The organism is Paraburkholderia fungorum, from assembly GCF_900099835.1.
GTDB lineage: Bacteria > Pseudomonadota > Gammaproteobacteria > Burkholderiales > Burkholderiaceae > Paraburkholderia > Paraburkholderia fungorum_A.
The window spans coordinates 472,952-487,730 of record NZ_FNKP01000004.1; the positions used below are offsets into that span (position 1 = coordinate 472,952).

Consider the following 14,779-nt stretch of genomic DNA (forward strand, 5'->3'; position numbering starts at 1 on the left):
GCCCGCCAGTGAGGCTATGGCAGCGCTCGCGCGAGGCGAAATCCGATATTGTCGTCACGGTGATCGGCACCGTCGCCGCCGCGATAGGAGAAACGCGCGCGAGACGCTGCGCGATTCCAGCCGCCACCGCGTGTAACCCGGTCGTCGCAATCACCGGTGATCCAGGCGCTGCCATCCTTGGGCGCACCTTCATAACTGCTGTGATAACAGTCTTGCGTCCATTCCCATACATTGCCCGTCATGTCGTACAGATTCCAGGCGTTCGGACGCTTCCCGCCAACGTCGTGGGTCGTGTCATCGCTGTTATCCGAGTACCACGCCAGTCCCGCGATATCGCCGGTGCCGCAATAAACGTCCTGCTGCTCGCCGGCCCGACACGCGTATTCCCATTGCGACTCGCTGGGCAGGCCGATTCTGGTTCCGCTCTGTTTGGCCAGTTTCTGCGCGGCGGCCTCTGCGTCGACCCAAGAAACTCTTTCGACCGGTCGCTTCGGGCCTTTGAATTCGCTCGGATCGGAGCCCATCAGTTTCTGATATTGCGCCTGGGTCACCTCGTACTTGCCCAGATAGAATCCCTTTACGCACACTTGATGCACGGGCTGTTCCTTGTCCGCCCCATTCGTCGCGCCCTGATTGAAACAACCACCCGGCACCCAGACGAACTCCATGCCCGTGGTGGGCTCCGTCCACGCTGTGCCCGGGGCCGGATCGGCTTGCGCTGTCACCGAGACAAATACCGTAATCAGCAGCGCCATTACCCGACTACCCAGGTGTTTCTCGAAACGCATGATCTCTTCCTGTATGTTTGAATTCTGATTCTTTGTACGCTGACTGCCGACAGCGGGAGGGGCACTGTCGCGCATCCTGGACGCCTAGTTCCCGCTTTTTGGCGGAATACTCGGTTCGATCAGACGAAAATGCCAGCCATCTGCACTCTTGACGAAGACGGCCACCAGATTGCCGGTTTCCGTATGCAGTTCACCACTCGGATCTTTTGATTGAATGGTTATGTGGGCGACTCCATAGCCCCCATTCCCCTGAACATGCACCTCCTGCATCTCGATGTGATGCTTGACGGCACCATTGGCGAAGCGGTTCCTGTAGTACTCAACCAGCGCGTCATGGCCATGGATGATATTTCCCGCTGGCGAAACCAGCACGCCGTCCGGCGCATATAACGCCGCCATTGCATTCGGATCTTGAATGGCATAGTTGGCGTCGTACTGTGCACCGAGCCTCGTCGCCGCGTCGAGCAACTCCGATTGTCGAGGCGTCGCTGCATATGCAACGGGGAGTACTGTCAGAAGGGAAGCGCTCAGCAGCACACTCGCAAAATTGTCTTTCCAGCTCGTCATGGATCTTTTACCTCTTCGACAAAATGGCGGAACAGGGGGACTACATGACCGGCGACATATTTCCATCGACATTGATCGAAGTACCGGTCACATAGCTCGCAAGATCCGACGCAAGAAAGCACGCCACGTTGGCAAATTCTTCGGCTGTGCCGACTCGTCCCAGCGGTACGCCTTTCGCCATGTCGGCGAGAAAATCATCATAGGAGCCGTTGCCCGTCTGCGCATGTTTGCGTGCCCACTGATCGCTGTCGATCAGTCCCACGTGCAGCGCATTGACGAGGATGTTGTGAGGTGCGCCCTCTCCTGCCAGAACTTTCGTCAAGGCCATGCCAGCGGCACGAGACACGGACGTGGGTGCGGATGCGGCTTTCGGTGCCTTCGCGCCGATATTGAGCACGTTGATCACGCGGCCCCAGCGGCGCTCGATCAGTTGCGGCCATACGAGCCGGGTCAATCGGATCGCAGCGAATAGCTTCAGGTCCAGATCGGCCTGCCATGTCTCGTCCGAAATCGACGCGAACGGGCCCGTCTGCGCGATCCCCGCGTTATTGACCACGATATCGATCTTGCCGAACACGTTCATCACATCCGAATACGCGGAGGCGATTGCGTCGGCTTTTGTCACGTCGCAAGGGACAATATGCACCCGTCCCGTGGCCGTGCCGGACACGAAAGTTCGTGCCTGTTCGAGCGCCTCGGGTCGGCGGGCAAGGAGCGCAACATCGGCACCGCTTTGAGCCATCCGCGCGGCTATTGCCCGACCGATGCCTTTGCTCCCGCCAGTAATGACTGCCACACGCCCTTTCATATCTATTTGCATGTTCCTGGTTCCTTAAAAAATTCAATGAATGGATTCGAGTCGACTCAAAGGCCGGATTCCAGTTCCTTGTTACGAGTCTCCGGCGTCAGCAGCGCACCGATAAACACGAGCGAATAGGAACCGACCGCCCAGACGCCGATGGACGGCGCAAGGCCCCACGCGGCACTCGTCAATCCGACGGCTGCGGGAATCAGCGACCCAACTCCTCGCCCAAAGTTATATGAAAATCCCCCCGCACTCGCACGGATATGTGCAGGAAATAGTTCAGAGAAACAGGCACCCATTCCAGACACAATGCCGGACTGGAACATACCCAGTAAGTAGCCCAGCAATAACATCAGCGGTCCATTGATTGGCGTCATCGTGTAGAGAAGCACGGCTGTCACCGCGCAAAGTGCCGAGATGACGAATGTCTTTTTGCGGCCCAGTGCGTCGCTCATATAAGCCGCCCCCATATACCCGCAAAAAGAACCGAAAATATTCGCGGCGATATAGATCGTGGTAGTACCCACGCTCATTCCATGGTTCTGCTTCAGAAACGTTACCAGCCACGTGAGCATGGTGTAATTGCCGCCGAGTGCACCGGCAGCAAGCAGTGATGCAGTCGCGGTCCTGCGAACGATCTTCCTGGAGAAGATCTGACCGAATGTCTGTCTCACGCTTATCGTCTCGCGTGCTTTCGCTGCCGCAACGAAGGCGGGCGATTCAGGGACGTTTCGCCGAAGCCATAACACCGATAACGCCGGCAGCACACCGATGAGAAACAGCACTCGCCATGCCCATGCGGGTGTGAGCAAAGTGAAACTCACGAAATAAAAAAGTGCAGCGACGCCATAACCCACGGGCCACCCTCCCTGCACACTGCCAACAGCGCGCCCGCGAGACTCCTTGTTAGCGACTTCACCGATCAGAATCGCACCGGCGGCCCATTCTCCGCCGAAGCCCAGACCTTGCAGACTGCGCGTGATCAACAATTGATGGAAGTTATGCGTGAAAGCGGAGAGGCCGGTAAAGGTTGCGAACCACAAGATCGTGATTTGCAGCACGCGCATTCGTCCAAAGCGATCTGCGAGCACGCCCGCCACGATGCCGCCTATGGCCGAACTGACGAGAACAGAGGTACTGATGATCCCTGCCTGAGGCTTCGTCATTCCCCACAGCGTGACAAGCGCAGGAATGACGAACGCAAATATCTGCACGTCCATGCCATCGAGCGCCCATCCGCCCCAGCATGCCCAGAACGTGAGCTTCTGGACCCTGGTCATGCGTCGGTACCATGATGTCATAGGCGCTCATTGGAGTAAGGCTCGAACAGGGTAGCCGATATCGCCAGGCAGCAAGCCGACGCGAAAATGGCATGACTGCCATATTGAACGTGCGAGACGGAACATACAGCTGATGCAGGCCACCACAGACGCCACTTCGCGTGCCACCAACCACGCGTCGCGCCCAACTAAGTATCAGGCCTAGTTAGTGTGAAACCGGACGGTTGCATTTGTGTTAACAAATCACGCACACAATGTTTTTAGCCCATATGCACTAAGCCAGACAAACAGTGCAAGTCTGAGACCGGAAACAATCGCCCTCAATATCGGCCAGACAAAATCAATCGAAGCGATACACACACCATGCCCAACAATGAAAGCATCACGCGTTGCAGCTTTATGGGCGTCCCACCGCTTTCGAAACTCTACTTCTGCGTCAGCGCGCCCGTCGCTTCATCAATAACGTTCGCGTCAAATTGCTGCCTCGCTCGGGTAATCGTCGCGAAGTGGGTTTCTGCCCAGCCGACCAGTCTGTCAAGCGGCTCGAGCACTGATCGTCCGAGTTGCGATAACCGGTATTCGACGCTAGGTGGCTTGGTGGGAAAAACGTGTCTCGTAACCAAACCGTCGCGTTCGAGCGAGCGTAACGTTTGTGTGAGCATGCGTTTTGAAATGTCCGGCACCGCGCGAATGATCTCGTTGAATCTGCGCGGGCCGCCGGCGAGAGACATCAGAATCAGCGTGCTCCATTTGTCGCCGATGAAATCCAGGACATTGCGCACGGGGCAACGGTTGGCATCAAACCCCATCTCCTGCCACGCGCGAAAGCGGGTAGCCGCAGTGTCGAGCGGTACGGCGGTCTCTGTCAGGTTACTTTCCTGTAACTTAGGCACGAAAAACTGCCTCCTTTTGCGTTTGCGATTAGGTCTCTATGATATACCTACCCTCAGTTAAAGACCAAAGGAATTCAATGCCTACCCAAGCCAGCATTCTCATCACGGGCGCCGCAGGCCAACTCGGCCGCCTCACCATCGAAGCATTGCTCAAGCGCGTTCCGGCCGCGCAGATCTATGCGCTGGTGCGCAGCGACAAGGCCGCCGCCGACCTGAGCACATTGGGAGTCAATGTGCGCATTGGCGATTATCGGGACGCGGCATCGCTTGATACTGCGTTCCATGGGATCGATCGTGTATTGCTGATTTCATCGAACGATCTTGGCAACCGGAGCGCGCAGCACGCCAATGTCATCGATGCAGCACGCCGTCAGAAAGTCGGACTGATCGCCTATACGAGCCTGCTACACGCCGATGTTTCGAAACTCGGTATCGCTGGCGAGCATCGCGAAACCGAAGCTGCGCTGGGCGAATCGGGAGTGCCGTACGTCCTGCTGCGCAATGGCTGGTACACCGAGAACTACGCGGCGAGTATCCCTGCAGCGCTTGCACACAATGCCTTGGCGGGTAGTGCAGGCGAAGGGCGTATCTCGTCCGCCGCGCGCGCGGACTATGCCGAAGCCGCGGCCATCGTCCTTTCGGCGGATCAGATCGACTCCGGACGTATTTATGAACTGGCAGGCGACGATTCGTACACGCTAAGCGAATTCGCGCAGGAAATCGCCACGCAGACGAAGAAAGAGATCGGATACGCAAACCTTCCTGAGTCCGAATTCAAGGCGATGTTGTCAGGTGCTGGTCTTCCCCCGGCGCTCGCCGAGCTGCTGGCCGATTCTGACGCATGTGCCGCCGAAGGCGCGCTATTTGATGACAGTCGCGCATTGAGCAAACTGCTCGACCGCCCGACTACGTCGTGGAAAGCGACTATTACCGCCGCGCTGGCAGACTGATAGTCGATTTGCAGCAGGCGGCATTCAGCACAGGAGTGTTTGCAGTCCGGGCATTCAGGATGCTCAGGTTCCTCTGTTAAAAGCGATGATGATCCCGATCCGCCTTATGCATGTGAATCGAGGTTTATGTGTAGCCCCATACCTGTCACCCTGACAAGAGATACGGGCTCACACAAAGAGGTGAGCGCCGCGGATCGCAAAGTCGCGGCGCTCATTCAGGAGGCGGTCGTTCAGGCGTTTTCTGACGATATGTTTCTCGGCGGTGAATGCGATCACGCGATGCCCGTCGTCAATAGAAACAGTGTGGCTACATTGCAGGGCATTGAGCGATTCGGTCTATTTGTCCACGTTGCAGTGATAACTCACGCGCGCCTCCAGCCTCACCCATTGCGCACACAGCCGTGATTCAGCTTTAATTCCGCGGCGGTCCTGCAGAACGACGCACCACGAGAGAGACTGGAAGTACTTTGCGGATTACCTTGCGAACCGTTGAGAACGCCAGCAATTGAAGTGCAGCAACCGCTTCCCGCGCCTGCTGGTCGACATCCTGCCGGACAGTGGTCAGCGCCAGCATTTCGCTGGTCGCGTCGGGAATATCGTCGAAGCCGATCACGGAGACATCCTCCGGCACGCGCAGACCGCGTCCTTTGAGTCGGTCTATCGCGCCAAGCGCAATTGCATCGTTCGACGCAAAAATTGCAGTCGGAAATTCACCCTGCTCCGCGAGCGTGTCAACGCCACGTCGGCCCGACGCCACATCGTGTGTGCCCATCACGACGTTGGCCGCGAGGCCTGCATGGCGCATCGCCGCGCGATACGCGGCGGTGCGCTCGCGAGCAGAGATTTCGACCGTGCCCGCCAGATGCGCAATGCGGCGATGTCCCAGCGCGATCAGATGGCCGATCGCCTGCTCAACGCCGCTTTTATCGTCGATGTCGATCGTCGAGACGTTCGAGTGATTCACGCGCTTGCCGAGATAGACGCACGGCAACTGCTCGGCGAGCGCGGCGAGCGCTTCCTTGTTGCGCGGCTTCGAAATCAGGATCACACCCGCCACGCGCAGCCGCAGCAAACGGTCACCTTCGCGCAATGTCGCGGGATCGTCTTGCGCGCGCAGCGATACGACCGAGTCGAGACCGACGCGCTGCAGCTCTGCATCGATGGCCTGCGCCAGCTGGATGTGAAACGGGTTGGTCGGCTCGCCGATGATGATCCCCACGGTATCCGGTTGCGCGGATACGAGCGCGCGGGCAGCGATGTTCGGCTGATAGCCAAGCGTCTTCGCCACTTGCGCCACGTGCTCGCGGGTTTCCGGCTTCACGCCCGGATCGCCTCGCAACGCGCGCGAAACCTGGGCGCGTGACATGCCTGCGGCCAGCGCCACATCTTCCAACGTTGTGTATTTCCGCGTCACGTGTCCTCTCCTCCAGCGCACCTCACCAACGAGGGCCGCACATTTTACCGCTTCGATGCCGCGCAAATGCCTCAAAAGTACCTGGCGTCACATTGACTGCACATATTTTAAGTATTTGCTAAACTGCCGCCGAATCGCAGACCTCATTCGTCAAGCACCAAATTGTCGCATTTAGCACCTCAAGTATGTGCAGACATACTTTTTTATTGCAATTTAATGAGAGCGCTCTCTTTAAACACAAAGGCTGATCCATGATCAATCGACGCACCGTGCTCAAGGCTGGACTGGCGCTGATCAGCACCGCCACCGCTGCCGCGATCTACCGTCCGGCGGGCGCCGCGCAGCGCATTCTGTTCGGCGGTTCCCGATGGCTGGCGAAGGAAACGCCGCCGCCAGTCCCTGTCGATCCAACCCAGCGCGTTTTTTTCACCGACGCCGAAGCCGCGCAAATCAAGGCCATTTTCGATCGACTGATTCCCGCCGATGAACTCAGCGTCAGCGCGTCCGAAGCGGGTTGTGTTGCGTTTATCGATCATCAGTTGGCGGGCTCATACGGGGACGGTGCATGGAAATACCAGGCGGGTCCCTACGCGAAAGGCACCGGCTCACAGGGCGATCAGTCGCCACTGACGCCCGCGCAGTTGTATCGCAAAGGGCTCGCGGAAATCGACGCACATTGCCGTCAGACCCTTGGCCATCCATTTGAGGCGCTCACCGCCGACCAGCAGGACCATGTGCTTGAACAGATGGACGCCGGCAAGTTGCCGATGAACACCATCGACTCCGGCACCTTCTTCAAGCAACTGCTTGCAAACGTGCAGGAGGGCTTCTTCGCGGACCCGATCTATGGCGGTAACAAGGACATGGCGGGATGGAAGATGATCGGCTTCCCTGGCGCGCGATACGACTATCGCGACTACGTGGAGATGAAAGGCAAACCGATGAATATCGAGCCGGTCAGCCTCGCCGGTCGCATCTGACTCACAGCACCCGCCACACCCCAACGCTACGAATAACGCACCCACAAGAAGGCAGATGACATGAACTATTCACGACCCAAGGCCGACGCGGTGATCGTCGGTCTCGGCTGGGCAGGTTCGCTGATGGCAGAAGAACTGACACGTGCGGGACTCCATGTCGTCGCCGTAGAGCGCGGAGCCTGGGAGCAGACCAACAGGAATTTCTCGCCCAATATTGCTGCCGACGAATTGCGCTACGGCGTGCGCCGCGAAGTCCTGAAGCCGCCGCGCGTCGAAACGCTCACCTTCCGGAACAACCCGAATCAGACCGCACTGCCGGGCCGTGACTGGAATATCTGGCAGATGGGTTACAGCGTCGGCGGCGCCGGTAAGCACTGGGCCGCCAACGCGTGGCGCTTCAATCCGTCCGACTTCGAAATGGCAACGCGATGGCGCGAGCGCTATCACAACATGCCTCTGGATGAAGGCCTCATTGTTCAGGATTGGGGCGTGAGCTATGCCGAGCTCGAACCGCACTACGATCGCTGGGAAAAGATCGCGGGCATTTCGGGCAAGGCTGGCGTGATCGACGGTAAAACTCAGGCGGGCGGCAATCCATTCGAGGGATCGCGCACGAATGAATATCCTACGCCGCCGCTCGTTCGCTCGCACTGGAACGACATGTTCCATCAGGTCTCCGAACGCATGGGCTATCACCCGTTTCCGATCCCGGCTGGCACCATCGGCGCGGCCTATACGAACCCGCTTGGTATCAATCTCGCGCCTTGTACGTATTGCGGCTTCTGCGGCTTTTACGGATGCGGCAATTTCTCGAAGTCGTCGCCGAACATCTGCACGGTTCCCACACTGATGACGCGCACGAACTTCACGCTGCTGACCGAATGCACCGTACTCAAAGCGGAAAAGGCGCCGGACGGCAAGACCGTGACGGGCGTGACGTTTCTCGATTCCGACGGCAATACTGGATTTCAGCCAGCCGATATCGTCGTGTTCTCAGCCTATCAGCTGGACAACGTGCGGCTGCTACTGCTCTCGGGCATCGGCACGCCTTACGATCCGGCCACGCGTAGTGGCACGCTCGGCCGTGCGTATAACTATCAGACGATGTCATATGGGTTTCTGTATTTCGAGAACCAGCACATGAATCCGTTCATCTCGACGGGGGCGCTGTCCACGCAGATCGATGATTTCAATGGCGACAATTTCGATCACACCAACCTCGGCTTTCTCGGAGGCGCGGGTATCCAGGCGCTATCGGATCAGGGCACGCCGATTGGAATGACAGACCGCGTGCCTCCCGGCACAAAGCTCTGGGGCTCGGAATGGAAACGCGCGTTCAAGCAGAGCTATCAAAACTACGCGAAGATCCAGGGTCAGGGAACCTCGTATTCGCATCACGATTCGTATCTGTCGCTCGATCCGACCTACAAGGACGGCAATGGTCAGGCGTTGCTGCGCATGACCTTCGACTACAACGAAAACGACCGCAAGATGGCGCGCTTCGTGCGTGATCGCATCGCCGATATCTGTCGCGCAAGCGGCGCCAAAACATGGGAAGCGGTAGCGTTTCCCGATCAGCCCAACTCGCCATTTCGCGCGTACGACAGCTCACATACCATCGGTGGCGCCGTCATAGGGCTTGATCCGGCAACCTCCGTGCTTAACCGTTATCAGCAGCACTGGGACGTGCACAACCTGTTCGTGCTGGGCGCGTCGTCCTTTCCGAACAACGGCGGCTATAACCCGACCGGCACGCTCTCGGCGCTGACGCTCTGGACCGCAAAGGCCATCGTCAACGATTATCTGCGCCAGCCTGGCTCACTCACACGCTAACGGAGAAGCCATGGCCATCAACTTCAAACGCATCGCCACGACGATTTTCGGGCTCGCAGGGATTGCCGCCGTGATTTATGGCGTGGGCGTCACCTGGGACCTGCATCGCACCTATACATCGACCGCGCAGGACAGCGACGCTCCTGACGACGCGCAACTCGCGCGCGGCCGCTACGTCGCCTACTCCGCCGATTGCGCGGCATGCCATACCGCGCCCGGCGCAGCGCCGTTCGCGGGCGGCTATCCGCTCGCGACCCCGTTCGGCAAGATTCTCTCGTCCAACATCACGTCAGACAAGGACACAGGCATCGGCAGCTGGACGCTCGCGCAATTCGACCGCGCGGTACGTCACGGCCAGGGCTCGCATGGCTATCTGTATCCGGCGATGCCCTACACCAGCTATGCCCGCATGACCGATGCCGACGTGCGCGATCTCTGGGCTTATGTGCATTCGCTTGCGCCGGTGAACCATCGCGTCGTCGAAGATCAATTGCCGTTCCCCTACAGCCAACGCTGGTTGCTGGGCGGCTGGAATCTGCTGTTCTTCCGCGCGCAACCTTTCAGGGACGATTCGACGAAAAGCGTCGAGTACAACCGCGGCGCGTATCTGGTCGAAGGCGCGGGACACTGCGCGGCGTGTCACACGGCGAAGAATTTTCTCGGCGGCGATTCGGCCGCATTCCTGCAAGGCGGCTCGCTCGCCGGCTGGTATGCGCCGGATCTAACGGCAAACCCACATGTCGGCGTGGGTGCGTGGAGCGTCGACGATATTGCAACGTACCTGGCGACGGGGTCGAACGAGAAGGCGGTGTCGTCGGGCCCGATGACCGAAGCGATCGAGAACTCGACGCAACATCTGACGTCGGCCGATCTGCACGCCATTGGCGTCTATCTGAAAGCTCAGCGCTCGAGTAGTGATGCGCCTGCGCAACCCGTCGCGGCAACCGACGCGGCGATGGTGCTCGGCAAACGCGTGTATGAAAGCCAATGCATTGCATGTCACGTGTCAAACGGCAGTGGTATCCGCCGCATGATTCCGGCCTTCGTGAACAGTCCGACCCTCCTCTCGAACAATCCGGCGACGCTTCTGCATATCGTGCTGATGGGCGAGGACGGACCGCAGACCCACGCGAATCCGACCGGCGCGGGCATGCCGCGATTCGACTGGAAGCTCTCGGACGACGAAGTGGCCGCCGTGCTCACCTATACGCGCAATTCATGGGGCAATGCCGCACCGGCCGTGTCCGCCGGCACCGTCGCGCAGGCACGCAAACAACTCGTTTCACAGAACTGGATCGGGCATTGAATGGCGAGCACCTCGATCTCCTTCACCGCGCGCCGTCTGACGCGTCACGCGATTCTGACGGCGGGTACGTGCGGCTCCCTCATCTCGATGACATCCGCTCTCGCCGGTCCGCTCGACTACCTTGCGACAAGTCCGTACCTGCTGGGCTCATGGAACGGGCAACGCGAACGTCTCGCCGATGCTGGCGTGACGTTCGAATTCACCTATACGAACGAAGCGGCGCACAACCTCTCGGGCGGCACGGATCGTCTGACGCGGGCCGCGCAGCAGTTGGCGGCGGGCGTCTCTGTCGATCTCGACAAACTGTGGGGTGTGCGTCACACGACCTTCAACTTCGAACTGACCGATCGCTTCGGCCGCAGTCTTGACGCCGACGCGAATCTCGGCACGAGCCAGCAGACCCAGGAAATCTATGGACGGGGACAAACGGTCTGGCTGACGAAGATGACGCTCGACCGCACGTTCATCGACGGGCGGCTGCTCGTGTCGATAGGACGCGACAGCGAGGGACAGTCGTTCGACGTATCGGACTGCAATTTCCAGAACCTCGCGCTGTGCGGTCCGCAGGCGTCGAATCTGTACGGCGACTACGCAATGAGCTGGCCGGGCAGCGTGTGGATGGGCCGCGTGAAGTACGACACGACTGCGTCGACGTATGTGCAGGCGGGCGTCTACCAGCAGAGTCCGACGTACTACGAAGCCAGTTGGGAACGACGTAACGCGTGGTTGCCCACTGGTGCCGGCGGCACCGACGGCGCGGTGCTGCCCGTCGAATTCGGCTTTACACCGACCCTGAATGGGCTCAAGGGCACTTACAAGCTCGGCTTCATGTATAACACTGGCGGCCAGCCCGATCTCGTGCGCGACGTCAATGGCAATCTGCGCGCCCTCACCGGCTTGCCTGCCGGGCAGTCCAGCAGCAGCTACAACGCGTACATTGCGGTCGCTCAACAACTCACGGGAAAGGACGGCGGCGAAGGTCTCACGGTCAACCTGCGCGGCGTGTGGGGCGATCGCGCGACGTCAGCGCTCGACCGGCAGATGTCGTTGGGTTTCGAGTATAAGGAGCCTTTCCATCGCGCGGGGGACCGGATAGGCGTGGGTATGGCCGCCACCCATTCGAGCAGTCGCGCGGCGGACTATCAGGCGACATACAACGCGCTGCATCCCGCCGACGCATCGGCTGTGGGACGTGGTTACGAAACGACTTATGAGCTGTTTTACAGCTGGCGAGTCGTACCGACGGTCAGTCTGCAACCGGACCTGCAATATATCGTGCATCCGGGCGGCACATCGCAGAACGCCAACGCGTTTGTCGTCGGGCTCAAATCGACGGTTTATTTTTAAGGGCATTGAAGTTTATGAGCGGCGTAGGAACAGATTCGGCTTCAGACGCCGACACGCAAATTCGAGCATCGAAGGTGACCGAAGCCGGCCAGTCAGACCTCACGCTTCCGACACCTGCAGCCGCGCCGCCGCACGGCCTCGGGCTGAGCGAATTCGCGCTGGCGCTCGGCGGTTTTGCAATCGGCACCGCGGAATTCGCGGCGATGGGGTTGCTTCCCGACGTCGCCAGCGATCTGCATGTGAGCGTGCCGCAGGCCGGCCACATGATCAGCGCGTACGCGCTCGGCGTGGTGGTTGGCGCTCCGTTGATCACTGTCGTGTTCGCACGCGTGCCACGGCGGGCACTGTTGATCGTGCTGATGCTGCTGTATGCGATAGGAAACGGCGCCACCTCCCTGTCGCACAATTACACGCTGACGATTCTCAGCCGCTTCATCGCGGGATTGCCCCATGGCGCTTATTTCGGGCTCGCTGCCCTTGCCGCAGCGTCGCTCGTGCCGCCCAATAAACGCGGCGTGGCGATTGCAAAGGTGATGCTCGGCCTTAGCGTGGCCAACGTGATCGGCGTCCCGGCTGCGACCTGGCTCGGTCAGTTACTCGGCTGGCAGTCCTGTTTCGCAGCAGTTGCCGTGATCGCAGCGATCACGGCCGGGTTGATCGCATATGCGCTTCCGGCTCTGCCGAAGCCCGCGCATGCGAGCCCTCTTTCCGAACTCGGGGCATTGCGACGTCCACAGGTGCTGCTTACCTTGCTCGCATCGGCCGTCGGCTTCGGGGGTGTGTTCTCGGCCTACACCTATGCGGCGTCGACACTGACGCACGTCACCGGACTCGCGCCGCACGAGGTGCCCTGGGTGCTCGCGGTGATCGGTGTCGGCATGGTTTTGGGCAACATCGTGTGCGGATGGCTCGCCGACCGCTGGCTCAAGCAGACAATGATTGGCATGTACGCGTTTTCCGCGCTGATCCTGATCGGCTACGTGTTCGCCGCTCCGTATCTGTGGGCCATCGTGCCGATGCTGTTCGGTGTCGGTATCGGCTCCGCGCTCACGCCCGCATTCCAGTCGCGTCTGATGGACGTCGCGCAGGACGCGCAGGCGCTCGCAGCCGCCCTCAATCACAGTGCGTTCAACGTCGCGAACGCAGCAGGTGCGTGGCTTGGTGGTCTGGTCATTGCAGCCGGATGGGGCTGGCAATCGACCGGCGGCGTGGGCGCGCTCCTCGCGATCTCGGGAATCGGGGTGTTGGCGGTGTCCTTCGTGCTAGAAAAGCGCAAGACCGCCAATGCGTAGTTGCCTCGAACGCGACGGCGCAGGCGCTTCTCTGACAGAACTCCATGAGGTATCCACCAAACGTCGCCGAAGCGCACAGGCCCGTGAGCTACGAATGGAGGCCGTTCACGAACGGAGGCGATTTAACCACGACTCCGTCCCCGTCCTCGATGAAATCGCTTGGATTCGCGATCACTTTGTCCGAAGCCTTGATACCGCTTGTGACCTCAAGCGATTCACCTAGGTCCCGTGCAATGACGATACGCTGCAACCGGACTTTTCCGTCGTGGCCGACAACCGCCAAACGCGGGCCATTGGCCCGAAATAGCAATGCACTACTCGGCACCAATAGCGGTGCTCGTGTAGCGGTTGCTAGCGAAACCTCGACGTAAGCACCAGGACGCAACACGTTACCGGGATTGCTCAAACTCACTTCCAGCTGTAGCGAGCGCGTGGGCACATCGATCGCGCCGGACACATGCGAGACGAATCCGTGAAATTGCTGCCCCCCCAACTCCGGTTGAGTCACGGTAACCTCCTCGCCCTCCCTCACATTTTGCACATACGCTTGAGGAAGCTGGACATAAACCCTCAGCAGCTCCGGCTGCGCCATCCCAAACAATGCCTGCCTGCCGCTCCCAGCTTCGACAAGATCGCCAACGTCCACATTGCGCTGAGTGACCACACCTGAAAAAGGTGCCTCGACACGTTTGAACGATTCCAGCTGCTGCAAGCGTCGCACGTTGGCATCGGCAGCCGCCAGGTTAGCGACGTTCTGATCAAAGCTGTTTTTGCGCTCGTCCAGTGCCTGCTGCGACACGTCATCGTGCTGGCGCAACTTCTGCCAGCGCTCGAACGAACTTCTGGCAAGCGAAAGACTCGACGTCAATTGGGAACGTTGAGCGACAGCCTGGTTGAGTTCCTGATCTACTTCAGGCGTATCGAGGTCCGCCAGTAACTGACCCGGCTTCACACGTTCGCCGATATCGACATACCGGTGCAACACATAGCCCGTTGCGCGCGCAAAGATAGGTGACTCGACCGCACCCCGAATAGTACCTGGCAAATTAATGCTTATATTGTCCGTCGATGTGGACGGCACAATGACGCTGACATATTGAAGCGAGTTCCGGGCAGTGATATTCGCGACGTTCCTGGAATCGTGGATATTCTCTGATACCGCTCGCACCGCAGCTCCGGCAAGTACGAATATCACTACAACAACACCAATCTTCAGACGCCTCACTACGAGCCTTTGAGGCGGCAGACTGTCGTCCACGTGCTGAGCGTCGATTGCATTCACCGATGTCGCGGATGAGTGCCCGTTGGGCTCAAGTGTTTCGCC

General features: G+C 59.4%; 13 protein-coding genes. 6 read left to right on the forward strand and 7 right to left on the reverse strand.

Features of this window, described 5'->3' with window-relative positions; genetic code table 11:
• Positions 1 to 14 precede the first annotated feature (14 nt).
• From BLS41_RS37800 to BLS41_RS37820, 5 genes are all read right to left on the reverse strand, one after another.
• Positions 15 to 788 carry a formylglycine-generating enzyme family protein gene (locus BLS41_RS37800; protein WP_171910404.1) on the reverse strand — a complete coding sequence of 258 codons (774 nt, stop codon included), beginning with the start codon at positions 786 to 788 and terminating at the stop codon, positions 15 to 17.
• A gap of 84 nt (positions 789 to 872) precedes the next feature.
• The gene (locus BLS41_RS37805; RefSeq protein ID WP_074774798.1) at positions 873 to 1,355 is read right to left on the reverse strand and encodes a YybH family protein; all 483 of its coding nucleotides are present in this window, start codon (positions 1,353 to 1,355) and stop codon (positions 873 to 875) included.
• Between the two features lie 40 nt (positions 1,356 to 1,395).
• Entirely contained in the window at positions 1,396 to 2,175 is a 780-nt protein-coding gene (locus BLS41_RS37810) for an SDR family NAD(P)-dependent oxidoreductase (RefSeq protein WP_074774800.1), read from the reverse strand.
• Positions 2,176 to 2,219: 44 nt separating this feature from the next.
• A complete protein-coding gene (locus tag BLS41_RS37815) occupies positions 2,220 to 3,440 on the reverse strand; it encodes an MFS transporter (RefSeq protein WP_253189948.1) in 1,221 nt (406 codons plus the stop codon).
• Positions 3,441 to 3,865: 425 nt separating this feature from the next.
• A complete protein-coding gene (locus tag BLS41_RS37820; protein WP_253189949.1) occupies positions 3,866 to 4,333 on the reverse strand; it encodes a winged helix-turn-helix transcriptional regulator in 468 nt (155 codons plus the stop codon).
• Positions 4,334 to 4,410: 77 nt separating this feature from the next.
• On the opposite strand from BLS41_RS37820, the gene BLS41_RS37825 reads away from it, so the two are divergent.
• Positions 4,411 to 5,283 (forward strand): SDR family oxidoreductase, encoded by an 873-nt coding sequence (locus BLS41_RS37825; RefSeq protein WP_074774806.1) that lies wholly within the window; start codon positions 4,411 to 4,413, stop codon positions 5,281 to 5,283.
• 412 nt (positions 5,284 to 5,695) lie between these two features.
• Here the strand turns inward: BLS41_RS37825 and BLS41_RS37835 are convergent, their stop codons facing one another.
• Entirely contained in the window at positions 5,696 to 6,697 is a 1,002-nt protein-coding gene (locus tag BLS41_RS37835; protein ID WP_074774813.1) for a LacI family DNA-binding transcriptional regulator, read from the reverse strand.
• A 251-nt stretch (positions 6,698 to 6,948) separates the two neighbouring features.
• Here BLS41_RS37835 and BLS41_RS37840 point away from each other — a divergent pair, with 251 nt between their 5' ends.
• The 5 genes from BLS41_RS37840 (at position 6,949) to BLS41_RS37860 (ending at position 13,455) form a co-directional block, all read left to right on the forward strand.
• Positions 6,949 to 7,677, forward strand: a complete 729-nt coding sequence (locus BLS41_RS37840; RefSeq protein WP_216350666.1) for a gluconate 2-dehydrogenase subunit 3 family protein — start codon at positions 6,949 to 6,951, stop codon at positions 7,675 to 7,677.
• Positions 7,678 to 7,737: 60 nt separating this feature from the next.
• A complete protein-coding gene (locus BLS41_RS37845; protein ID WP_074774818.1) occupies positions 7,738 to 9,510 on the forward strand; it encodes a GMC family oxidoreductase in 1,773 nt (590 codons plus the stop codon).
• A gap of 10 nt (positions 9,511 to 9,520) precedes the next feature.
• Positions 9,521 to 10,816 (forward strand): cytochrome c, encoded by a 1,296-nt coding sequence (locus tag BLS41_RS37850; protein WP_074774825.1) that lies wholly within the window; start codon positions 9,521 to 9,523, stop codon positions 10,814 to 10,816.
• Positions 10,817 to 12,163 (forward strand): carbohydrate porin, encoded by a 1,347-nt coding sequence (locus BLS41_RS37855; protein ID WP_083380304.1) that lies wholly within the window; start codon positions 10,817 to 10,819, stop codon positions 12,161 to 12,163. It abuts the gene before it with no gap.
• A 74-nt stretch (positions 12,164 to 12,237) separates the two neighbouring features.
• Positions 12,238 to 13,455, forward strand: coding sequence for an MFS transporter (locus BLS41_RS37860; RefSeq protein ID WP_074775007.1), 1,218 nt, complete (start codon positions 12,238 to 12,240; stop codon positions 13,453 to 13,455).
• 88 nt (positions 13,456 to 13,543) lie between these two features.
• Here the strand turns inward: BLS41_RS37860 and BLS41_RS39920 are convergent, their stop codons facing one another.
• Positions 13,544 to 14,737, reverse strand: coding sequence for an efflux RND transporter periplasmic adaptor subunit (locus BLS41_RS39920; protein WP_253189956.1), 1,194 nt, complete (start codon positions 14,735 to 14,737; stop codon positions 13,544 to 13,546).
• Positions 14,738 to 14,779 lie beyond the last annotated feature (42 nt).